Raw genomic sequence first — 21,265 nt, forward strand, 5'->3', positions numbered from 1 at the left:
AGGTCAGGAAGTCGCCGCGGTATTGGCGGGAGTGCTGGCCTGAGGCGCTGGAGCGGTGGTCGGGGCCACGCGCGTCAAATGTACATTCACCCGGCGGTTCTTCGCCCGATTGGCCGCATTGGTGTTCGGCACCAGTGGATAACGTTCACCGTGGAAACGCACAGTGATCTGCGATTCCTGAATGCCGTTGGCCTTGAAGAAGTCGACCACAGCCAATGCCCGGCGGCGCGACAACTCACGGTTGGTCAGGCGATTACCGCTGTTGTCCGAGTGGCCGTCAAGCTCGATGTGATTGACCGTCGGATCGGCCTTCATATAGTCGAGCATGACCTGCAGCTTGGCCTTGGCGGCGGCATCAAGATCAATGCCTTCGCCAGGGAAGCCGACCTGCGACTGTTTAATCTGATCGAAGTTCTGTGGCAGCAATTTCGCCACACAACTCTGGTATTCGTTGAACGCCTTGCTGAACTTGACCGGTAACAGGCGCACTTCCGAAACCCGGCCATCGCCCGAGGCACGGCGTACAACAGGGCTGCGCCCGTCCATCAGGCCGCTCATCAGACCACCTGCCTGAGACTGCGAACTGCTGAACAGAATGTTGCCGCTGCCCAGCCTGACAGAGCCCAGATTAATGTCGCCGCGCCCCGGCTGCCATGGCGCGGCTGCCGCGAGCAACGTCGCCGAACCGCCGCCCAGCATGGCGTTATAGGCGTTCAAACGGAATATTGCCTGCTCACCGGCCCTGCGCACGAACTCACCCGAACCGAAATCAGTGATCGGCTGCGTCAGACGGCACTCGAATTTATCGCCGGCGACCGTCCACTCAATGTTCTCCAGTCGGGTCTGGTAGGTAAGCGCCATCGCGGGAAGGCTGGCAAACACACTGAGCAAGGCTAAATAACGCTGGCGCACGGGAGGCTCCATTGGCTTCTGCAACAAAAAGACCGATACACACATGTTTACGGCATACCTATGGGATATCGGAAGGTTCCTGCAAAACTTGATAGCGAGTGCCTGCAAGAGTCTTTTCGGGTAGCATTCCCCTCAGTTTGACCCGCCTGGAATCCCCTCATGTCCGACCGCCTGACCCTGCTGCGTCCCGACGACTGGCACATTCATCTTCGCGATGGTGCTGTGTTGACCAATACCGTTGCCGATGTTGCGCGCACCTTCGGTCGCGCCATCATCATGCCCAACCTGGTACCTCCGGTGCGCAACGCCGCTGAAGCCGACGGCTATCGCCAGCGGATTCTCGCTGCTCGCCCGGCCGGCAGTGGTTTCGAGCCGTTGATGGTGCTGTACCTCACCGACCGCACCCAACCCGAAGAAATTCGTGAGGCCAAGGCCAGCGGTTTCGTGCACGCCGCCAAACTGTACCCGGCCGGCGCGACCACCAACTCCGATTCCGGAGTGACCAGCATCGACAAGATCTTCCCGGCGCTGGAGGCCATGGCCGAAGTCGGCATGCCGCTGCTGATCCACGGTGAAGTCACTCGTGGCGATGTCGACGTGTTCGACCGCGAAAAAATCTTCATCGATGAGCACATGCGCCGTGTGGTCGAGCGTTTCCCGACGCTCAAAGTGGTGTTCGAACACATCACCACCGGCGACGCCGTGCAGTTCGTCAACGAGGCTTCGGCCAACGTCGGCGCAACCATCACCGCGCATCACCTGCTGTACAACCGCAACCACATGCTGGTTGGCGGGATCCGCCCGCACTTCTATTGCCTGCCGATCCTCAAGCGCAATACCCATCAGGAAGCCCTGCTCGACGCCGCCACCAGCGGCAGTGCGAAGTTCTTCCTCGGCACCGACTCGGCACCGCACGCCCAGCACGCCAAGGAAGCCGCCTGCGGCTGCGCCGGCTGCTACACCGCGTACGCCGCCATCGAGTTGTACGCCGAAGCCTTCGAACAGCGTAATGCGCTGGACAAGCTAGAAGCGTTCGCCAGCCTCAACGGGCCACGCTTCTACGGCCTGCCGGCCAATACCGACCGCATCACTTTGGTTCGCGAAGAATGGACCGCCCCGACCAGCCTGCCGTTTGGCGAGTTGACCGTTATCCCGCTGCGCGCCGGTGAAAAGCTGCGCTGGCGTCTGCTGGAGGAACACGCGTGAGTGAAGACCATTTCGACGACGAACTGGAAGGTCAAGGTGGCGGCGGCGGTTCCCGTCATCCAATGGCAGCGCGTTTTCGCGGTTACCTGCCGGTTGTCGTCGACGTAGAAACCGGTGGCTTCAACTCGGCCACCGATGCATTGCTGGAGATTGCCGCGACCACCATCGCCATGGATGAAAAGGGTTTTGTTTACCCAGATCACACCTACTTCTTCCGCGTTGAGCCTTTTGAAGGGGCCAACATCGAAGCGGCGGCACTGGAGTTCACCGGAATCAAGCTTGATCACCCGTTGCGCATGGCCGTCAGCGAAGAAACGGCGCTGACCGATATCTTCCGTGGCATCCGCAAGGCGTTGAAAGCCAACGGCTGCAAACGGGCGATTCTGGTCGGCCATAACAGCAGCTTCGACCTCGGCTTCCTGAATGCCGCTGTTGCGCGACTGGATATGAAGCGCAATCCGTTCCACCCATTCTCCAGTTTCGACACTGCGACACTGGCCGGTCTGGCTTATGGTCAAACCGTACTGGCGAAAGCCTGTCAGGCAGCCGACATCGATTTCGACGGCCGTGAGGCGCACTCCGCACGCTACGACACCGAGAAAACCGCTGAGCTGTTCTGCGGCATCGTCAATCGCTGGAAGCAGATGGGTGGCTGGGAAGATTTCGACGACTGATGGTTCTCGAATAAATCCCGCGCATGAAAAAACCGGCTACGTGAGCCGGTTTTTTTGTACCTTGACGTTGCGCCTTACAGGGCAGCAGCGTTCTCGGTCAGGTAAGCCGCAACGCCTTCTGGCGAAGCGTTCATGCCTTTGTCGCCTTTCTTCCAGTTGGCAGGGCAGACTTCGCCGTGCTCTTCGTGGAATTGCAGAGCGTCGACCAGACGGATCAGCTCTTCCATGTTACGGCCCAGCGGCAGGTCGTTGATGATCTGCGAGCGGACAACGCCTTTGTCGTCGATCAGGAAGGCACCACGGAACGCCACGCCGCCTTCGGACTCAACATCGTAAGCCTTGGCGATGTCGTGCTTCATGTCGGCAGCCATGGTGTATTTCACCTGACCGATGCCGCCATTGTTGACTGGGGTGTTGCGCCAGGCGTTGTGGGTGAAGTGCGAGTCGATCGAAACCGCGATCACTTCAACGTTGCGTGCCTTGAAGTCTGCCATACGGTTGTCCAGAGCGATCAGCTCGGACGGGCAGACGAAGGTGAAGTCCAGTGGGTAGAAGAACACCAGGCCGTATTTGCCTTTAATGGCCGAGGACAGGGTGAAGCTGTCAACGATCTCGCCATTGCCGAGTACGGCCGGTACGGTGAAGTCAGGGGCTTGTTTGCCTACGAGTACGCTCATTGATATCTCCTGGTGTAAAAACTTGAAGTTCAGGGTCCGGGCCAGCCTGCCACCCTCAGGCGACAGCCCTGTGACACGAACCCCCTTCGCAAGGGCCGACCATCATACACTGCGTTTTTGGCCTGTCCTTAAAGGTTTTTTGAGGCTGGCGAATAGGACGCTGCATTTACAGGGCCAGGCAAATAGCCACTTTTCACCGTTCGTCAGTCACTGGCCATTCTGGCCAAAAGCTTTGCGAAAGCACTTTGACAATCATTCTCGTTAACATTAAGATCCATCGCAATTGAGTCACAACCAGCGACGGTTCTTACTTATGTATGTTTGTCTCTGCACTGGCGTCACCGACGGACAGATCCGCGAAGCGATCTATGAAGGTTGCTGCAGCTACAAAGAAGTTCGCCAGGCCACCGGCGTCGCCAGCCAATGTGGCAAATGTGCCTGCCTGGCCAAGGAAGTGGTTCGCGAAACCTTGACCAAGCTGCAAACCGCACAGGCCGCGATCCCCTATCCAGTCGAATTTACTGCCGCGTAATTACCCTGATTTCAAAGAACCGGACTTAGTGTCCGGTTTTTTTATGCCTGAAAATCAACTGGTTAGGCTCCAGACGCGGAACACAAACATTCTTATTCAGATTTATTTTCATTTATTATTCAATAACTTAGGTTTGACACTTATAAAAGTGCAGCTCAAACTCCGCCTATATACAGCTAATACAGGGCAGGACTCCCATCATGAAAGGCGACATTACAGTCATCCAGCATCTCAACAAGATCCTTGCCAATGAACTGGTCGCGATCAATCAGTACTTCCTGCATGCACGCATGTACGAAGATTGGGGCCTGAACAAGCTGGGCAAGCACGAGTACCACGAGTCCATCGACGAGATGAAACACGCGGACAAGCTGATCAAGCGCATCCTGTTCCTCGAAGGCCTGCCAAACGTGCAGGATCTGGGCAAGCTGCACATCGGCGAGCATACCCAGGAAATGCTGGAGTGCGACCTGCGTATCGAGAAGACCGGCCACGCTGACCTAAAAGCGGCGATCGCACATTGTGAATCCGTTGGCGATTTCGGCAGCCGCGAACTGCTCGAAGACATTCTCGAATCCGAAGAAGAACATATCGACTGGCTGGAAACCCAACTGGGCCTGATCGATAAAGTCGGTCTTGAGAACTATCTGCAATCGCAGATGGGTGAAGAGTAAGTTAGCGCCCGGTAAACGCGAGACACTAAAAAGCCCCGCCCTCTTTTGAGGCGCGGGGCTTTTTACTGCCCAGGTTTCAGCATTGGCCGAAACCCGCAAAAGCCGATCAGGCTTCGGACTTGTTCGCAGCAGCCGCTTCGACAGCCGCCTTGATGGTGCTTAGCAGCGAACCGTCTGCAGCCATCTCGGTCATGATGTCGCTACCGCCGACCAGTTCACCGCCCACCCACAGTTGCGGGAAAGTCGGCCAGTTGGCGTATTTTGGCAGGTTGGCGCGGATTTCCGGGTTCTGCAGGATGTCCACGTACGCAAACTTTTCGCCACACGCCATCACAGCCTGCGCAGCTTTCGCAGAGAAGCCACACTGTGGGGCATTCGGCGAGCCTTTCATGTAAAGCAGAATGGTGTTGTTGGCAATCTGCTCTTTAATCGTTTCGATGATATCCATGGAGCACCTCGGCTGAACTTTCCGACTCATGGGTCGGCACGGTGGCGCATTGTAACGGAATCCCGAGCGCCATGCTCGGTCTCCCCGACAGACACGCTCAAGCCGCTGCCACGGTCACCGGAACGCCATTGAGCGCCGCATTGCCCGACAGCTCGTCAAGCTGACATTCATCGGTCAGGTCGTTGGCACTGGAACCCGGCTGACTGCTGGCAATCGCCATCTGTACACCGGGACGCGCATGACCCCAGCCGTGAGGCAAGCTCACCACGCCTTTCATCATGTCCAGACTGCCGAGCACTTGGACTTCGATCTGCCCGACCCGCGAACTGACGCGCACCAACTGACCATCTTCAAGCCCACGGCTGGCGAGATCATCCGGGTGCATCAGCAATTGATGCCTTGGCTTGCCCTTCACCAGTCGATGGTAATTGTGCATCCAGGAGTTGTTACTGCGCACATGACGGCGGCCGATCATCAGCAATTCATCGGTGTCGGGCGCCTGCAATGCGGCGAACCGTGCGAGGTCGGCGAGGATCTCAGGTGGCGCTGCCTGCACGTGTTGATTCGGCGTTTTCAGGCGTGCAGTGAGATTGGGTTTCAATGCGCCAAGGTCAATTCCGTGCGGATGATCGAAGAGCGTTGCCAGCGACAGTTTGTGCGCGCACGCGTCACCGTACATTCCCATGCGCAGGCCCATGTCGATCATCTTCGCCGGCGGCATTGTCGGCTTCAGTTCCTTGCCGGTTTTTTCGGCAAACGCTTTGGCCAGGCCGACGAAGATCTCCCAGTCATGCAAGGCGCCCTCGGGTTTGGCGAGGATTGCGCGATTGAAACGGGTGACATTGCGCACCGCGAACAGATTGAACGTGGTGTCGTAGTGATCGTTCTCCAGCGCCGAAGTCGACGGCAGGATCAGGTCGGCATAACGCGTGGTTTCGTTGATGTACAGGTCAATGCTGACCATGAACTCCAGGCCGTCCAGTGCCTGCTCCAGTTGTCGCCCGTTAGGCGTCGACAGCACCGGGTTGCCGGCGACAGTGATCAGCGCACGGACCTGCCCCTCGCCGTCGGTGAGCATCTCTTCGGCCAGCGCCGACACCGGCAACTCGCCGCCGTACTCGGGACGGCCCGACACACGGCTTTGCCATTTATTGAAATGCCCGCCCGAGGTCGATGCCACCAGATCCACCGCAGGCTCCGTGCACAGCGTCCCGCCGACGCGATCAAGGTTGCCGGTCACCAGATTGATCAACTGCACCACCCAGTGGCACAAGGTACCGAACGCTTGCGTTGAAACGCCCATTCGCCCGTAGCACACCGCGCTGGGCGCGGCGGCAAAATCGCGGGCCAACTGGCGGATCTGTTCGGCGGGCACGGCGCACAACGGGCTCATGGCTTCTGCGGTGAACGTCGCTACGGCGGCGCGCACCTCGTCCAGGCCGTCGACCGGCAAGTGACCGTCGCGGGTCAAGCCTTCGCCAAACAACGTGTTGAGTACACCAAACAGCAGAGCCGCATCGCCCCCAGGCCTCACAAACAGATGTTGATCAGCGATCACCGCCGTTTCGCTGCGCCGTGGATCGACCACCACCACTTTGCCGCCCCGGGCCTGAATTGCTTTGAGGCGCTTTTCGACGTCAGGTACGGTCATGATGCTGCCGTTGGACGCCAACGGATTAGCGCCCAGAATCAGCATGAAATCGGTGTGATCAATATCCGGAATCGGCAACAGCAAACCGTGGCCGTACATCAGATAACTGCTCAGGTGATGAGGCAACTGATCGACCGAGGTCGCCGAGAAGCGATTGCGCGTCTTCAGCAAACCGAGGAAGTAGTTGCTGTGGGTCATCAACCCGTAGTTGTGCACGCTCGGGTTGCCCTGATAGACCGCCACCGCGTTTTGCCCATGGCGCTCCTGAATCGCCGCCAGGCGCTCGGCCACCAGCGTAAATGCCTCATCCCACTCGATCGGCAGCCATTCACTGCCAACCCGGCGCATTGGCTGGCGCAAGCGATCGGGGTCATTCTGAATATCTTGCAAAGCCACGGCCTTGGGGCAGATGTGCCCACGGCTGAACGTGTCGAGGGCATCGCCCTTGATCGACGTGATCGCAACATTGCCATCGGTTTCGGTGGTCTCGATGGTCAGGCCACAGATGGCTTCACACAGGTGGCAGGCACGGTGATGGAGAGTCTTGGTCATGGCCAGTCTCTGTCTTGTTCTGGGGCGGGCAATACGCCTGCGGGAACAAAACTATGGCCCGTGCGTCGGCCGGGCGCCAGCGACGTTCGTCTTGTGAATCGACGGTTATCAGGCGAGCCGATAGCCTGGCGCGATCAGTTCGATGGCAGCTGGGGCGGCGGTTGCAACTGAATTTCCTGGATGGTTTCGATCTGTTCGTGGGCGACATGCACGCCAGTGAGTTCGCCGATCAGACGCCAATGCTCATCGAGCCCGGCGCTAATGGTCGCCATCCGATCGATCATGTGGCGACCGGCAGTCTTGACCACTTCGTCCTCGCTGCGCAGCAGCTCGAAGGACATCGAGGTGACCGAGGCGGTGAGATGGGTCAGTGAGCGAGCCGTGTGGCTCAGCAATTCCATTAACAGTTGTTCTTTCGATTCCATGCGGAGGCTTCCTGCGTCGCTCGAAACGTATTTATAACTCAGCACTTTGCTTTAGCAAATGTTTCAGCCCGAGCACCCGACCAAGCGATTCGTGGCGCGGCGGTCGTAAACCGACCAAAGCAGCGCCATCTGCGCCACAGCCGATTGCCAAGCCCCTTGGGGCCAGTGTACAAAGAGGCTCGCTGCTGTGCTGAACCCGGCTTCAAATGCGCGACTGCAACTCCAAGTCCGCCCTCCGAATCCCGCAAAAACCGTAGCCTATTGGAAAAACGCGACATTTAGTGTCAATATCGCGCCTCCCCCATTTTCGTCGCCCCGTGCGGCTTACGCCGCAGGTCTCGCCCGTTGTTCCGTTAAACAAGGCTTTGAGCATCTGCGGTGTGTAGCAAAAGGTAGTCAATGATGAGCGCAAGGCACTTTCTCTCCCTGATGGATTGCACGCCCGAAGAGCTGGTCAGCGTGATCCGTCGAGGCGTTGAGCTCAAGGACCTGCGTAACCGCGGCGTACTGTTCGAGCCCCTGAAAAACCGCGTGCTGGGCATGATCTTCGAGAAATCCTCGACGCGCACCCGGATCTCCTTCGAAGCCGGCATGATCCAGCTCGGTGGCCAGGCGATCTTCCTTTCGCCACGCGACACCCAACTGGGCCGTGGCGAACCGATCGGCGATTGCGCCATCGTCATATCGAGCATGCTTGATGCGGTGATGATCCGTACCTTTGCCCACAGCACCCTGACCGAATTCGCTGCCAACTCCCGCGTGCCCGTGATCAACGGCCTGTCCGATGACCTGCACCCGTGCCAGTTGCTGGCCGACATGCAGACGTTCCTCGAACATCGCGGCTCGATCCAGGGCAAAACCGTTGCCTGGATCGGCGACGGCAACAATATGTGCAACAGCTATATAGAGGCCGCGATCCAGTTCGACTTCCAATTGCGCGTCGCCTGCCCGGAAGGCTACGAGCCGAACCCGGAGTTCGTCGCCAAGGCCGGCGACCGCGTGACCATCGTCCGCGACCCAAAGGACGCCGTGCGTGGCGCGCATCTGGTGAGTACCGACGTCTGGACCTCCATGGGCCAGGAAGAAGAAACCGCCAAGCGTCTCAAACTGTTCACCCCGTTCCAGGTCAATCGTGCCCTGCTCGATCTGGCCGCCGAGGACGTGCTGTTCATGCACTGCCTGCCCGCGCACCGTGGCGAAGAAATCAGTCTCGACCTGCTTGATGACCCGCGCTCGGTCGCTTGGGATCAGGCAGAAAACCGTCTCCACGCACAGAAGGCCCTGCTCGAGTTCCTCGTCGAACCGGCATATCACCACGCATGAGCCATGAATTACTGCTGAACCTGCGCAACCTCGCTTGCGGTTATCAAGATCAACGTGTGGTGCAGAACCTCAATCTGCACCTCAACGCCGGCGACATCGGCTGCCTGCTCGGCTCATCAGGGTGCGGCAAGACCACCACCCTGCGCGCCATCGCCGGTTTCGAGCCGGTGCACGAAGGTGAAATCACCCTCGGTGGCGAGACCCTTTCCAGCCCTGGTTTCACCCTGGCACCGGAGAAACGCCGGATCGGCATGGTGTTCCAGGACTACGCGCTGTTCCCACACCTGAGTGTCGCGGACAACATCGCCTTTGGCATTCGCAAGCATCCGCACAAGGAGCGCGTGACCGAGGAGTTGCTGGAACTGGTCAACCTGAAAAACCTTGGCAAGCGCTTCCCGCACGAGTTGTCCGGCGGCCAGCAACAGCGTGTCGCCCTCGCCCGAGCCTTGGCGCCGGAACCGCAACTGCTGCTGCTCGACGAGCCCTTTTCGAACCTCGATGGCGAACTGCGCCGCAAACTCAGCCATGAAGTACGCGACATCCTCAAGGCTCGTGGTACCAGCGCGATACTGGTGACCCACGATCAGGAAGAAGCCTTTGCCGTGAGTGATCACGTCGGTGTTTTCAAAGAGGGGCGACTGGAGCAGTGGGACACGCCGTACAACCTTTACCACGAACCGGCGACGCCTTTTGTGGCCAGTTTCATCGGTCAGGGCTACTTCATTCGCGGCCAACTCGGCAGCCCGGAATCGGTGCAGACCGAACTGGGTGAACTGCGCGGCAATCGTGCCTATACGTGGCCGGTGGGCGGTGCGGTGGATGTGCTGTTGCGTCCGGATGACATCGTTTATGCGCCGGACAGTGCTTTGAAAGCACGGATTGTGGGCAAGACGTTCCTGGGTGCCTCAACCCTGTATCGCCTGCAACTGCCGACCGGTGCCCAGTTGGAATCGATCTTCCCGAGTCATGCAGATCATCAGGTTGGCGCAGAGGTGGGGATTCGTGTTGCAGCCGAACATCTGGTGTTGTTCCAGGCATCCGGTAGCACGGCAGCACAGATTCCGGCAGTGGAAAACGGCGTTCGTCGCTACAACAGCGCGCTCTGATTCAACACGATAGAAAATGTGGGGCTTGCTCGCGAAAGCGTCGTGTCATTCAGCACGAGTGTTTGCTGATACACAGCCTTCGCGAGCAAGCCCGCTCACACATTGGTTTTCGTGTTAACCCAGGCGCAGTGTGCCGCTCGCAACAAGCGTCGCATGACCGCCAATCTTCACCCGCTCACCTTCCAGCCGACAAAACAACTCCCCGCCCCGCGCCGAACGCTGGCATGCGGTCAGGCTCGATTTGCCCAATCTCTTTGACCAGTACGGAATCAAGCTGCAATGGGTCGAACCGGTCACCGGGTCTTCATTGATACCAATCGCCGGCGCAAAGTAGCGCGAGACGAAATCGTGTTGATTGCCGCGAGCAGTAACGATCGCACCCAACCACGGCAGCTTGGCCAGCGCGACCATATCCGGCTTGCAATCCAGAACGGCCTGTTCCGACTCCAGCACCACAAACAGCTCACTGGAACCGAGCACATCCACCGCCTCGACACCCAACGCCCGCTCGACATCCTGCGTCACGCCAATCTCGCAAGGCACGATCGACGGGAAGTCCAGCCACAATCGCCGCCCCTCACGACTGACGCTCAGCGGCCCGGACTGACAGATAAAATCCAGGCGTTCGACGGTTTCCTTGTAGATTTCGAATAGCACATAGGCACTGGCCAACGTGGCGTGACCGCACAACGGCACTTCGGTGGTCGGGGTGAACCAGCGGATATGCCAAGCCTGACCTTCGCGTACCAGAAACGCAGTTTCCGCCAGATTGTGTTCGGCGGCGATTTTCTGCATCAACTCGTCCGCCAGCCAGGCGTCGAGCCGATAAACCATCGCTGGATTGCCACTGAACGGCCGATCACTGAACGCGTCGACCTGATGAAACTCGAGTTGCATAACCTTCTCCCTCAGTCCGTCGATTGAGCATGCAACTGACACCTGATCCGCGCCAGTGACAGAACCGGCCAATTTTCTTCATACAGTGCAGATGGTCATGCGCGACCGATGTCGGCAAATGTGGCCTGGGTATGTTCGGCCAACACGGCAGGCGCCAACTCGACCTCAAGCCCGCGTCGGCCGGCACTGACGTAAATGGTCGCAAAACCCTGAGCCGAGTGATCAATAAAGGTGCGCAAGCGTTTCTTCTGCCCCAGAGGGCTGATGCCACCCAACAGATAACCCGTAGAACGCTGTGCCGCCGCCGGATCAGCCATTTCGACTTTTTTGACACCGGCGGCGTGTGCCAGACCTTTTAGATCGAGACTTCCGACGACCGGCACCACGGCTACCAGCAATTCACCCTTTTCACTGGCAGCCAGCAGCGTCTTGAACACCTGTGCAGGCTCAAGCCCCAGTTTTTCCGCGGCCTCCAGCCCGTAAGAGGCGGCCTTCGGATCATGTTCGTAACTGTGCACGCGATGTTCGGCACGAACTTTTTTCAACAAGTCCAACGCAGGGGTCATGACAGCTCCAGGCTCGGCAGTGACAGAAAAATCCTGCGCAGAATTCTAGGCCATCGCCGGCTAAAAGGCTCTAGCACGAGCCACGTTTCCCGTGGCCTGCAGGCGAACAACCGAAAAAACTTCCATCCTCCAAAAAGGATCATTCACCGCACTGATAGTTTTATTGTGACCAATAGTTCACTTTCGACCTTTGACAGGTTTGTTTCTTGTCTATATTTTTTCGAATCTGAATAATGTAAGAATTATGATCACGGCAGCACCCAGCAGTAAACCGAGAACGGGATGGGGATCCCGCCTCGGTGAAAATCGCGCCTTGCCCTGTCGGCAGTGCGCCAGACAACAACAAAAATCGAGGTTTTCAATGACAACTGCTTTACAGCAACCATCGCTTTCAGGCCAATGCATGGCCGAGTTCCTGGGCACTGCACTCCTGATCTTTTTCGGTACCGGTTGTGTCGCCGCGCTCAAAGTCGCGGGCGCCAGCTTCGGTCTGTGGGAAATCAGCATCATCTGGGGCGTAGGCGTGAGCATGGCGATCTACCTCACCGCAGGCGTTTCCGGCGCGCACCTGAATCCGGCGGTGAGCATCGCGCTGACAATCTTCGCTGACTTCGAAAAGCGCAAACTGCCGTTCTACATTCTTTCGCAGATTGCCGGCGCCTTCTGCGGCGCGCTGTTGGTTTACACGCTGTACAGCAATCTCTTCTTCGATTTCGAACAAACTCATCAAATGGTGCGTGGCTCGGCGGCCAGCCTTGAGTTGGCGTCGGTGTTCTCCACCTTCCCGAACCCGGTGCTGTCCACCGCCCAGGCATTCTTGGTCGAGATGATCATCACCGCCATCCTGATGGGCGTGATCATGGCCCTGACCGACGACAACAACGGCCTGCCAAGAGGCCCGATGGCGCCGCTGCTGATCGGTTTGCTGATTGCGGTGATTGGCAGCTCGATGGGCCCGCTGACTGGCTTCGCGATGAACCCGGCCCGTGACTTCGGTCCGAAGCTGATGACTTTCTTCGCCGGCTGGGGTGAAATTTCCTTCACTGGCGGTCGCGACATTCCGTACTTCCTGATTCCGATTTTTGCACCGATTGTCGGTGCCTGCCTCGGCGCTGCCGGGTATCGCGGGCTCATCGCCCGTCACCTGACCGGCGCCACACCTGCTACAAAGGATGCAGAACCGGCCATTGAAGGCAAACCAAGAACTTCTTGAAACAGTCGGCGCAGGCTCCTGCCCAATAGAGCCTGCGCCAAGGCCCACTCTCCCTTTTTTCGTCCAAGGCAATCGACATGACCGACATTGAGAATAAGAACTACATCATTGCCCTCGATCAGGGTACGACCAGCTCGCGCGCGATCATTTTTGACCGCGACGCGAACGTGGTCTGCACCGCGCAGCGCGAATTCGCCCAGCATTACCCACAAGCCGGTTGGGTTGAACACGACCCGATGGAAATCTTCGCCACTCAAAGCGCGGTGATGGTTGAGGCGCTGGCTCAGGCCGGTTTGCATCATGATCAGGTGGCCGCCATCGGCATCACCAACCAGCGTGAAACCACCGTGGTCTGGGACAAGACCACCGGCCGGCCGGTGTACAACGCGATCGTCTGGCAGTGCCGCCGCAGCACCGAGATCTGTCAGCAGCTCAAGCGTGACGGCCATGAAGACTACATCCGCGACACCACGGGCCTGGTCACCGACCCGTACTTCTCCGGCACCAAACTGAAGTGGATCCTCGACAACGTTGAAGGCAGCCGCGAACGTGCGCGCAACGGCGAACTGCTGTTCGGCACCATCGATAGCTGGCTGATCTGGAAATTCACTGGCGGCAAGGTTCACGTCACCGACTACACCAACGCCTCGCGCACCATGCTCTTCAACATCCATTCGCTTGAATGGGATTCGAAGATGCTGGAGATCCTAGACATCCCCCGCGAAATGCTGCCGCAAGTCAAAGCCTCCTCGGAAATCTACGGTCGCACCAAGAGCGGCATCGCCATCGGCGGTATCGCCGGCGACCAGCAAGCGGCGCTGTTCGGCCAAATGTGCGTCGAGCCGGGTCAAGCGAAAAACACCTACGGCACCGGTTGCTTCCTGCTGATGAACACCGGTGACAAAGCGGTGAAATCCAAGCACGGCATGCTCACCACCATCGCTTGCGGTCCGCGTGGCGAAGTGGCTTACGCGCTCGAAGGCGCGGTGTTCAACGGCGGTTCCACCGTGCAGTGGCTGCGTGATGAACTGAAGATCATCAACGACGCCCACGACACCGAATACTTCGCCAATAAAGTCAAAGACAGCAACGGCGTGTATCTGGTGCCAGCCTTCACCGGCCTGGGCGCGCCGTACTGGGACCCGTATGCCCGTGGCGCCCTGTTCGGTCTGACCCGTGGCGTGCGCGTGGATCACATCATCCGTGCCGCGCTGGAATCGATTGCCTACCAGACCCGAGACGTACTCGACGCCATGCAACAGGACTCCGGCGAACGCCTCAAGGCCCTGCGCGTGGACGGCGGCGCGGTTGCCAACAACTTCCTCATGCAGTTCCAGGCCGACATCCTCGGCACCCAGGTCGAGCGCCCGCAAATGCGCGAAACCACAGCCCTGGGCGCTGCGTATCTGGCGGGTCTGGCGTGCGGTTTCTGGGGCAGCCTGGACGAACTGCGCGGCAAAGCGGTCATCGAACGCGAATTCGAACCGAGCCTGGACGAAGTGGCGAAAGAGAAGCTCTATAAAGGCTGGAAAAAAGCCGTCAGCCGTACCCGTGACTGGGAGCGCGAAGACGCTGAATAAGACAGTCTCGGGATCCTTATAGGGTTCTAACTGGTAGGGAGCGGATTCCTGCGGCATCATGGGCAAATTTTGCACGGCAGCCCAAAGGAAGCCCCATGAATCTGCCTCCCCGTCAGCAGCAAATCCTCGAACTGGTCCGCGAACGCGGCTATGTGAGTATCGAGGAAATGGCCACGCTGTTCGTTGTTACCCCGCAAACCATTCGCCGCGACATCAATCAACTCGCGGAAGCCAATCTGCTTCGTCGCTACCATGGCGGCGCCGCCTATGACTCCAGCGTCGAAAACACAGCTTATGCGATGCGCGCCGATCAGATGCGCGATGAAAAACAACGCATCGGTGAAGCCATCGCCGCCCAGATCCCCGATCACGCCTCGCTGTTCATCAACATCGGCACCACCACCGAATCGATTGCCCGCGCCCTGCTCAATCACAACCACCTGAAAATCATCACCAACAACTTGCATGTGGCTTCGATGCTCAGTGCCAAGGATGACTTTGATGTATTGCTGACGGGCGGCAATGTTCGCCGTGACGGCGGGGTTGTCGGTCAGGCGAGCGTGGATTTCATCAATCAGTTCAAGGTCGATTTCGCCCTGGTCGGTATCAGCGGTATCGACGAGGACGGCAGCCTGCTCGACTTCGATTATCAGGAAGTACGGGTTTCCCAAGCGATCATCGCCAACGCCCGCCAGGTGATCCTCGCGGCGGACTCAAGCAAGTTCGGGCGCAATGCGATGATTCGTCTCGGCCCGATCAGCCTGATTGATTGCCTGGTGACTGATCAGCAGCCAGTGCCCGCGTTGGCGCAGTTGCTAAGTCAGCACAAAATTCGCCTGGAAGTCGTTTAACCCTCAAATACTCATCGGCTGTACCGGCGCCTTCGCGAGCAAGCCCGCACACATTTGGAAAGCGCTCCCCTCGTGGGAGCGGGCTTGCTCGCGAAGAGGCCCTCACAAACAGCACATCACTCGCGCCCTTGCGCGCACTTAATGTTCGAATATTTTCTTTTAACCGCCCTTCGATGAGTTTTTTCAATCGAAGTCGACTGGCTGTGCGCGTCTTTATGAGCTACCATTTTCGGAAATGAACATTAATGTTCGATTTCCAATACAGAATATCAAAAGAGCCCGAGGCCAGCCGATGTCCACATCTACCTTGCGTACGCCCCCTATCTCCGAGATCTACGACCTTGCCGTCATCGGCGGCGGGATCAATGGGGTGGGGATCGCAGCGGATGCCGCCGGTCGCGGTCTCTCTGTATTCCTTTGCGAAAAGGATGACTTGGCCAGCCATACCTCGTCGGCCAGCAGCAAGCTGATCCACGGTGGCCTGCGCTACCTCGAACATTACGAATTCCGTCTGGTGCGCGAAGCGCTGGCCGAGCGCGAAGTGCTGCTGGCCAAGGCGCCGCACATCGTCAAGCCCATGCGTTTCGTGCTGCCGCACCGCCCGCACCTGCGTCCGGCGTGGATGATCCGCGCTGGCCTGTTTCTCTATGACAACCTGGGCAAGCGCGAAAAGCTGCCAGGTTCCAAAAGCCTGAAGTTCGGCGCCGACAGCGCATTGAAAAGCGAAATCAAAAAAGGCTTTGAATACTCAGACTGCTGGGTCGATGACGCCCGTCTGGTTGTTCTGAACGCCATGGCCGCTCGGGAGAAAGGCGCCCACGTCCACACCCAGACCCGTTGCGTCAACGCCCGTCGCGCCAAAGGCTTGTGGCATCTGAACCTGGAACGCGCCGACGGCAGCCTGTTTTCGATCACCGCCAAGGCGCTGGTAAACGCCGCCGGCCCGTGGGTCGCCAAGTTCATTCGTGATGACCTGAAGATGGAATCGCCGTACGGCATCCGTCTGATTCAGGGCAGCCACATCATCGTGCCGAAACTGTACGAAGGCGAACATGCGCATATCTTGCAAAACGAAGATCAGCGCATCGTCTTCACGATTCCTTACCTGAACCATTTCACGCTGATTGGCACCACCGACCGTGAATACACCGGCGATCCGGCCAAAGTGGCGATCACCGAGGCCGAAACCGATTACCTGCTGAAAGTGGTCAACGCCCACTTCAAGAAGCAGATCAGCCGAGACGACATCCAGCACAGCTATTCGGGCGTACGCCCGCTGTGCAACGACGAATCCGACAACCCATCGGCCGTGACCCGTGATTACACCTTGGCGCTGTCTGGTGGCGGCGAAGAAGCGCCGTTGCTGTCGGTGTTCGGCGGCAAACTGACCACCTACCGCAAACTCGCCGAGTCGGCGATGAGCCAACTGGCACCGTTTTTCACCCAGATGCGCCCGAGCTGGACCGCCACGGCGACCCTGCCCGGCGGCGAAGACATGACCACCCCACAGGCCTTGAGCGCGTTGATCCGCGACAAGTTCGACTTCGTGCCAACCGAAATCGCCCGCCGCTGGGCCACCCACTACGGCAGCCGCACCTGGCGCATGCTCGAAGGCGTGCAATCGCTCAACGACATGGGCGAACACCTCGGCGGCGGCCTCTACACCCGTGAAGTCGATTACCTGTGCAGCGAGGAATGGGCGACCACCGCGCACGACATTCTTTGGCGCCGTAGCAAGTTGGGTCTGTTCACGACCCCAGCCGAGCAGGAAAAACTCGCAGCGTATCTGGGCAAGGTCGAGCAGAACCGCAAAATCGAAGCGGCCTGATTCCAGCACCGTTTGAACGAAAGCCCCTGAATCGCGAGATTCAGGGGCTTTTTGTTGGAGGGTCGGGTTTCGTTATCACTCAGCCAAATGCAACAACAGAAAATCAATAAACGCCCGCGACTTGTGCGGCAGGTGCGGGGTGTTGGGGAACACCACGTTGATTGATTGCGAAGGCAGCGCGTACTCAGACAACAAGCGCACCAGACGTCCGCTGGCGATGTCATCCTCGACCACCCACGCCGGCAACACCGAGACGCCCAGCGACGACAGCGTCATCGAACGGATCGCCGTGGAGGAATTCGATTCGAAGTGATTGATGCCGTTGATCTCGACGCCCTGCCCCTGCCTGTCACGCAAGTTCCACTGAGTCGGTGCCTGCAGATTGCTGTTGGCGATCCACGGCACATTGTTCAGATCCTGCGGCTCATTCACTGGATAACGGGCGAGAAACGTTTCACTGGCGACCATCACGATTTCGTAATCCGCCAGCTTGCGGCTTTTGAATGCCGAGTCTGCCAAGTTACCCAGGCGAATCACCAGATCAAGCTTTTCCGCCACCAGATCATTCAATGAAGAGTTGAAGTTGTAGCACAATCGAATGTCCGGATAACGTTCAGAGAACAGTGGAATCAGCGGCAGAATATATTTTTCACCGTATTCACTGGTCGAACTAATCCGCAACTTTCCTGACACCCGATTATTACCCTTCAATACGTTATCGAAGGCATTATCGATGTCCGCGACTATTCCCTTGAACTCGTCATAAAAGTCCTGCCCAATTTCCGTCAGCGATACATTGCGCGTATTTCGAATCAGCAACGTCGCTGACAAAACCTCCTCCAGTGCCTTGACATGCAGACTGGCCATGGCTTTGCTGATACTGAGGTAGTTGGCAGCCTTGGTATAAGAACCAAAATCAACCACCGCGAGAAACGTCTGAACCCGATTAAGATGAGCGTGCATAGCGCTGTGGTTCACTGTTAAATCCTGTCAAACATTGTTTTCAGCATAGTCGTATCGACACTTCAAGTCCACCGCCCCTATGCTGCGCGACAAAGGGGATACAACATGAACTATCGCTATAAAATCGCGTTGATCTTTCTGATCGGTTTCTTTATTGATTGCATTAATATATTCATGTCGGCTGTGGCATTGCCCAGTATATCGGCAACTTTGCAAGTCAGTACTTCATCGGTGGCCTGGGTCGCCAATGCTTATATTCTAGGGCTGACACTGATTATCCCAGTGAGCACCTGGCTGGCCGGTCGCTTCGGCAGCCGGGAGATTCTCACCGCCTCGATGCTGGTTTTCACCGGTTCAGTGTGGATGTGTGGTTTGTCCGACAGTTTCCTTGAACTGGTGATCTGGCGTTTCATCCAAGGCATCGGCGGCGGGCTGTTGATTCCGGTCGGTCAGGCACTGACCTTCAATCTGTTCCAGGGCGAGCAGCGGGCAAAAATCTCTACGCTGGTCATGGCGGTGGCGCTGATCGCCCCGGCGATTTCGCCCACCGTCGGCGGCATCATCGTCGACAGCAGTTCGTGGCGCTGGGTGTTCTACAGCAACATCCCGTTCTCGTTGATCGCTGCCGGGCTGTCGTGGTTCTGGATCAAGGAAAGCAAACCCGCCAGCCTGCCCCGCCCGGACATCAAGGGCCTGTTGCTGGTCAGCGCAGCACTGGCCAGCCTGCTGATGGGCATGTCGCTGTATGGCGGCGACTACCCGGCAGCGGCCGCCGTTGCGTGCCTCGTGGCAGGCCTGGTGTTCATCGCGTTGTACCTGGCGCATTACCGTCGCTCCAGCCACGCGATCATCGAACTGAACCTGCTCAAGAGCAAAAAACTCAGCACTTCGATCTTCATCTATTACGCGATTCCGGGGGTGTTCACCGGGGTCAACCTGATGAGCATTTTCTTCCTGCAGAACACCCTGCACTTCAGCGCCCGGCTGACCGGGATGTTCATGATCCTCTATGCCATCGGCGCATTCATCGCGATGACGATCTGTGGCCGGGTCTACAACCGCGTGGGCGCCAAACGCCTGTTCATCCTCGGCATGCTCTTGCACAGCGCGGGCATCGCCACGCTGATGCTGGTGAATGCGCCGACGGATCTGTGGGTGATCGTGATTGCTTACAGCCTGATGGGCATCGGTGGCGGCATCGGCGCCAACACCGCGCAAACCACTTCGCTGATGGATTTTGCCGGCGGCGACACGCACAAGGCCAGCGTGATCTGGAATATCAACCGGCAAATGTCGTTCAGCCTCGGTGCCGCGCTGTTTCTGATGATCTTCAACCTGCTGCTCAAGCCGTTCGACACCACGGCGGCCTATCACGCGACCTTCGCGATTGCGGCGCTGGTCGGGCTGTTTCCGCTGTTTTTGATGAGTCAATTGAACCCTGTAAAGGCAAACCATGAACAACAACCAGATTGAACAAGCGCAACACAGTATCCATTACGTGCACGAACTGATTCACCGTGTGTTTACCCATGCCGACGGCAACGGCGAAGCCAGTATCACGGAGCTGATGAAGGCCTTCGCCAAGGACTTCCGTATGGTCACCACTTCGGCGACGACGGTTGATCGGTCCCAGGTCGAGCAGTTGTTCAGGAGCTCGGTGGGTGGCCGACCGGGGCTGAAAATCATCATCACCGATTTGCACACGGTCTGGCAGGAAGACGAAACGGTGGCACTGAGCTACACCGAAACTCATCGCCAGGGCGACAACGTCACTTCGCGTGTCTCGGTGGCGATTCTTCGGGTTCAGGCAGGTGGCGTTGAATGGCAGTACCTGCATGAAACGGCATTCACCCCGCAGAGCGGAACCACACGGTAAAAGATCATTCGGTTTTCCGAACGCGACCTTCCGGTCGATTCGGATAACCGGATCAGTTATCCCGAATAACACCGACACAAAAACTTAATAACCAAGCAGATCAAGCAGTTAACCACTGTCGACTGGTTTGGCACGACTCATGCTCTACACTCTCTCGACGAATGTCTGTTGAGCCAATCCTTCAGGAGCCGTCAGGCATTCGAAGCACAAAAGGGCCGACAAACTGGCTCCATAAAAAAAACAATGTCGAGGAAAATTTGATGCGCATCGTTCCCCATATCCTGGGCGCAGCCATTGCTGCCGCTCTGATCAGCACGCCAGTTTTCGCCGCCGAACTCACCGGCACCCTGAAGAAAATCAAAGAGTCCGGTGTGATCACCCTGGGCCACCGCGACGCTTCTATTCCTTTTTCCTACATCGCTGATGCGTCCGGCAAACCGGTCGGCTACTCGCACGATATCCAAATGGCCATCGTCGAAGCGATCAAGAAAGACCTCGACCTTCCAGACCTGCAGGTCAAATACAACCTGGTGACCTCGCAGACCCGTATTCCACTGGTGCAGAACGGCACCGTGGACATCGAGTGCGGCTCGACCACCAACAACGTCGAACGTCAGCAGCAAGTTGACTTCTCTGTCGGCATCTTCGAAATCGGTACCCGTCTTCTGTCCAAGAAAGACTCCAAGTACAAAGATTTCGACGACCTCAAAGGCAAGAACGTCGTGACCACCGCTGGCACCACGTCCGAGCGCATTCTCAAGTCGATGAATGCCGACAAGCAGATGGGCATGAACGTCATCTCCGCCAAAGACCACGGCGAGTCCTTCCAGATGCTGGAGTCGGGCCGTGCCGTAGCGTTCATGATGGATGACGCGTTGCTGGCCGGTGAAGCCGCCAAGGCCAAGAAAGCGACTGACTGGGAAGTGACCGGCACTCCACAGTCGTACGAAATCTATGGCTGCATGATGCGTAAAGGCGACGAGCCGTTCAAAAAGGCTGTCGATGACGCCATCAAGGCTACCTACGCCTCGGGCGCGATCAACAACATCTACGACAAGTGGTTCATGCAGCCGATTCCACCAAAAGGCCTGAACCTGAACTTCCCGATGAGCAACGAGCTCAAGGCCCTGATCGCCAATCCGACCGACAAAGCGGCTGACGACAAGAAGTCCTGATTTCTGACTAACCTTATCCCCTGAAGAGGCGCCTGCCTCTTCAGGGGATGGTCACTCCCTGCTGGCATTTTTTGGAAACACTCGAACCGGTGTCTGTCGAGCCGATCGCGTGTGCCTGACCGTCAAGATCAGGCTG

21 protein-coding genes are annotated in these 21,265 nt (G+C 57.9%); 13 read left to right on the top strand and 8 right to left on the bottom strand.

All coding sequences use genetic code 11. The features are described 5' to 3' along the window. Positions 1–3: 3 nt before the first annotated feature. On the bottom strand, positions 4–912 hold the full coding sequence (locus K5E40_RS18540) for an OmpA family protein (protein ID WP_221732092.1): 909 nt from the start codon (positions 910–912) through the stop codon (positions 4–6). Positions 913–1,071: 159 nt separating this feature from the next. Between K5E40_RS18540 and pyrC the strand changes: the two genes are divergently transcribed. Together pyrC and rnt are read left to right on the top strand one after the other, a co-directional pair. Then, positions 1,072–2,118: a dihydroorotase gene (gene pyrC, locus K5E40_RS18545; RefSeq protein ID WP_221732093.1), complete on the top strand. Its 1,047-nt coding sequence runs from the start codon at positions 1,072–1,074 to the stop codon at positions 2,116–2,118. Further along, complete coding sequence (rnt, locus tag K5E40_RS18550) at positions 2,115–2,792, top strand: ribonuclease T (RefSeq protein WP_095190452.1); 678 nt, start codon at positions 2,115–2,117, stop codon at positions 2,790–2,792. Before pyrC ends, rnt begins: the two co-directional genes overlap by 4 nt. A gap of 74 nt (positions 2,793–2,866) precedes the next feature. On the opposite strand, the gene K5E40_RS18555 is transcribed toward rnt, so the two are convergent. Then, positions 2,867–3,469 carry a peroxiredoxin gene (locus K5E40_RS18555; protein ID WP_003227723.1) on the bottom strand — a complete coding sequence of 201 codons (603 nt, stop codon included), beginning with the start codon at positions 3,467–3,469 and terminating at the stop codon, positions 2,867–2,869. 313 nt (positions 3,470–3,782) lie between these two features. Here K5E40_RS18555 and K5E40_RS18560 point away from each other — a divergent pair, with 313 nt between their 5' ends. Continuing rightward, positions 3,783–4,001, top strand: coding sequence for a bacterioferritin-associated ferredoxin (locus tag K5E40_RS18560; RefSeq protein ID WP_003227725.1), 219 nt, complete (start codon positions 3,783–3,785; stop codon positions 3,999–4,001). Between the two features lie 200 nt (positions 4,002–4,201). Beyond that, on the top strand, positions 4,202–4,675 hold the full coding sequence (bfr, locus tag K5E40_RS18565) for a bacterioferritin (RefSeq protein ID WP_003227727.1): 474 nt from the start codon (positions 4,202–4,204) through the stop codon (positions 4,673–4,675). A gap of 106 nt (positions 4,676–4,781) precedes the next feature. On the opposite strand, the gene grxD is transcribed toward bfr, so the two are convergent. From grxD to K5E40_RS18580, 3 genes are all read right to left on the bottom strand, one after another. Next, positions 4,782–5,123 (bottom strand): Grx4 family monothiol glutaredoxin, encoded by a 342-nt coding sequence (gene grxD, locus K5E40_RS18570; protein ID WP_221732094.1) that lies wholly within the window; start codon positions 5,121–5,123, stop codon positions 4,782–4,784. Positions 5,124–5,220: 97 nt separating this feature from the next. Next, positions 5,221–7,326: a molybdopterin oxidoreductase family protein gene (locus tag K5E40_RS18575; protein ID WP_221732095.1), complete on the bottom strand. Its 2,106-nt coding sequence runs from the start codon at positions 7,324–7,326 to the stop codon at positions 5,221–5,223. Between the two features lie 134 nt (positions 7,327–7,460). Continuing rightward, entirely contained in the window at positions 7,461–7,751 is a 291-nt protein-coding gene (locus tag K5E40_RS18580; protein WP_221732096.1) for a hypothetical protein, read from the bottom strand. A gap of 402 nt (positions 7,752–8,153) precedes the next feature. On the opposite strand from K5E40_RS18580, the gene argF reads away from it, so the two are divergent. Together argF and K5E40_RS18590 are read left to right on the top strand one after the other, a co-directional pair. Further along, positions 8,154–9,074 (top strand): ornithine carbamoyltransferase, encoded by a 921-nt coding sequence (argF, locus tag K5E40_RS18585; protein ID WP_221732097.1) that lies wholly within the window; start codon positions 8,154–8,156, stop codon positions 9,072–9,074. Then, positions 9,071–10,180, top strand: a complete 1,110-nt coding sequence (locus K5E40_RS18590; protein WP_221732098.1) for an ABC transporter ATP-binding protein — start codon at positions 9,071–9,073, stop codon at positions 10,178–10,180. Before argF ends, K5E40_RS18590 begins: the two co-directional genes overlap by 4 nt. 114 nt (positions 10,181–10,294) lie before the next feature. Here K5E40_RS18590 and K5E40_RS18595 read toward each other — a convergent pair whose 3' ends face one another. Further along, a complete protein-coding gene (locus K5E40_RS18595; RefSeq protein ID WP_221732099.1) occupies positions 10,295–11,077 on the bottom strand; it encodes a PhzF family phenazine biosynthesis protein in 783 nt (260 codons plus the stop codon). Between the two features lie 95 nt (positions 11,078–11,172). Continuing rightward, complete coding sequence (gene ybaK / locus K5E40_RS18600; RefSeq protein WP_221732100.1) at positions 11,173–11,643, bottom strand: Cys-tRNA(Pro) deacylase; 471 nt, start codon at positions 11,641–11,643, stop codon at positions 11,173–11,175. A 361-nt stretch (positions 11,644–12,004) separates the two neighbouring features. Here ybaK and K5E40_RS18605 point away from each other — a divergent pair, with 361 nt between their 5' ends. The 4 genes from K5E40_RS18605 to glpD all read left to right on the top strand — a co-directional run bounded on the left by K5E40_RS18605 (position 12,005) and on the right by glpD (position 17,115). Beyond that, on the top strand, positions 12,005–12,856 hold the full coding sequence (locus tag K5E40_RS18605; RefSeq protein ID WP_221732101.1) for an MIP/aquaporin family protein: 852 nt from the start codon (positions 12,005–12,007) through the stop codon (positions 12,854–12,856). A 77-nt stretch (positions 12,857–12,933) separates the two neighbouring features. Next, the gene (gene glpK, locus K5E40_RS18610) at positions 12,934–14,436 is read left to right on the top strand and encodes a glycerol kinase GlpK (RefSeq protein WP_221732102.1); all 1,503 of its coding nucleotides are present in this window, start codon (positions 12,934–12,936) and stop codon (positions 14,434–14,436) included. A 95-nt stretch (positions 14,437–14,531) separates the two neighbouring features. Beyond that, positions 14,532–15,287 (top strand): DeoR/GlpR family transcriptional regulator, encoded by a 756-nt coding sequence (locus K5E40_RS18615; protein ID WP_007916700.1) that lies wholly within the window; start codon positions 14,532–14,534, stop codon positions 15,285–15,287. A gap of 292 nt (positions 15,288–15,579) precedes the next feature. Then, positions 15,580–17,115 (top strand): glycerol-3-phosphate dehydrogenase, encoded by a 1,536-nt coding sequence (gene glpD, locus K5E40_RS18620; RefSeq protein WP_221732103.1) that lies wholly within the window; start codon positions 15,580–15,582, stop codon positions 17,113–17,115. A 75-nt stretch (positions 17,116–17,190) separates the two neighbouring features. Here glpD and K5E40_RS18625 read toward each other — a convergent pair whose 3' ends face one another. After that, the gene (locus K5E40_RS18625; RefSeq protein ID WP_221732155.1) at positions 17,191–18,078 is read right to left on the bottom strand and encodes a LysR family transcriptional regulator; all 888 of its coding nucleotides are present in this window, start codon (positions 18,076–18,078) and stop codon (positions 17,191–17,193) included. Between the two features lie 105 nt (positions 18,079–18,183). On the opposite strand from K5E40_RS18625, the gene K5E40_RS18630 reads away from it, so the two are divergent. The 3 genes from K5E40_RS18630 to K5E40_RS18640 all read left to right on the top strand — a co-directional run bounded on the left by K5E40_RS18630 (position 18,184) and on the right by K5E40_RS18640 (position 21,129). Next, positions 18,184–19,551, top strand: coding sequence for an MFS transporter (locus K5E40_RS18630; RefSeq protein ID WP_221732104.1), 1,368 nt, complete (start codon positions 18,184–18,186; stop codon positions 19,549–19,551). Beyond that, positions 19,532–19,954, top strand: a complete 423-nt coding sequence (locus tag K5E40_RS18635) for a DUF4440 domain-containing protein (protein WP_221732105.1) — start codon at positions 19,532–19,534, stop codon at positions 19,952–19,954. The genes K5E40_RS18630 and K5E40_RS18635 overlap by 20 nt, the downstream gene beginning before the upstream one ends. A gap of 260 nt (positions 19,955–20,214) precedes the next feature. Beyond that, entirely contained in the window at positions 20,215–21,129 is a 915-nt protein-coding gene (locus K5E40_RS18640) for a glutamate/aspartate ABC transporter substrate-binding protein (RefSeq protein WP_221732106.1), read from the top strand. Positions 21,130–21,265 lie beyond the last annotated feature (136 nt).

The organism is Pseudomonas baetica, from assembly GCF_019733355.1.
Classification (GTDB): Bacteria; Pseudomonadota; Gammaproteobacteria; order Pseudomonadales; family Pseudomonadaceae; genus Aquipseudomonas; species Aquipseudomonas baetica_A.

What these genes read in the sequence shown, in the direction of transcription:
- K5E40_RS18640 (WP_221732106.1), top strand. Translation starts at nt 20,215, where the DNA reads ATGCGCATCGTTCCCCATATCCTGGGCGCAGCCATTGCTGCCGCTCTG.
- K5E40_RS18590 (WP_221732098.1), top strand. Translation starts at nt 9,071, where the DNA reads ATGAGCCATGAATTACTGCTGAACCTGCGCAACCTCGCTTGCGGTTAT.
- K5E40_RS18575 (WP_221732095.1), bottom strand. Translation starts at nt 7,326, where the DNA reads ATGACCAAGACTCTCCATCACCGTGCCTGCCACCTGTGTGAAGCCATC.
- bfr (WP_003227727.1), top strand. Translation starts at nt 4,202, where the DNA reads ATGAAAGGCGACATTACAGTCATCCAGCATCTCAACAAGATCCTTGCC.
- glpD (WP_221732103.1), top strand. Translation starts at nt 15,580, where the DNA reads ATGTCCACATCTACCTTGCGTACGCCCCCTATCTCCGAGATCTACGAC.
- K5E40_RS18560 (WP_003227725.1), top strand. Translation starts at nt 3,783, where the DNA reads ATGTATGTTTGTCTCTGCACTGGCGTCACCGACGGACAGATCCGCGAA.
- K5E40_RS18605 (WP_221732101.1), top strand. Translation starts at nt 12,005, where the DNA reads ATGACAACTGCTTTACAGCAACCATCGCTTTCAGGCCAATGCATGGCC.
- glpK (WP_221732102.1), top strand. Translation starts at nt 12,934, where the DNA reads ATGACCGACATTGAGAATAAGAACTACATCATTGCCCTCGATCAGGGT.
- pyrC (WP_221732093.1), top strand. Translation starts at nt 1,072, where the DNA reads ATGTCCGACCGCCTGACCCTGCTGCGTCCCGACGACTGGCACATTCAT.
- K5E40_RS18630 (WP_221732104.1), top strand. Translation starts at nt 18,184, where the DNA reads ATGAACTATCGCTATAAAATCGCGTTGATCTTTCTGATCGGTTTCTTT.
- K5E40_RS18595 (WP_221732099.1), bottom strand. Translation starts at nt 11,077, where the DNA reads ATGCAACTCGAGTTTCATCAGGTCGACGCGTTCAGTGATCGGCCGTTC.
- grxD (WP_221732094.1), bottom strand. Translation starts at nt 5,123, where the DNA reads ATGGATATCATCGAAACGATTAAAGAGCAGATTGCCAACAACACCATT.
- K5E40_RS18615 (WP_007916700.1), top strand. Translation starts at nt 14,532, where the DNA reads ATGAATCTGCCTCCCCGTCAGCAGCAAATCCTCGAACTGGTCCGCGAA.
- argF (WP_221732097.1), top strand. Translation starts at nt 8,154, where the DNA reads ATGAGCGCAAGGCACTTTCTCTCCCTGATGGATTGCACGCCCGAAGAG.
- K5E40_RS18625 (WP_221732155.1), bottom strand. Translation starts at nt 18,078, where the DNA reads ATGCACGCTCATCTTAATCGGGTTCAGACGTTTCTCGCGGTGGTTGAT.
- ybaK (WP_221732100.1), bottom strand. Translation starts at nt 11,643, where the DNA reads ATGACCCCTGCGTTGGACTTGTTGAAAAAAGTTCGTGCCGAACATCGC.
- K5E40_RS18555 (WP_003227723.1), bottom strand. Translation starts at nt 3,469, where the DNA reads ATGAGCGTACTCGTAGGCAAACAAGCCCCTGACTTCACCGTACCGGCC.
- K5E40_RS18635 (WP_221732105.1), top strand. Translation starts at nt 19,532, where the DNA reads ATGAACAACAACCAGATTGAACAAGCGCAACACAGTATCCATTACGTG.
- K5E40_RS18580 (WP_221732096.1), bottom strand. Translation starts at nt 7,751, where the DNA reads ATGGAATCGAAAGAACAACTGTTAATGGAATTGCTGAGCCACACGGCT.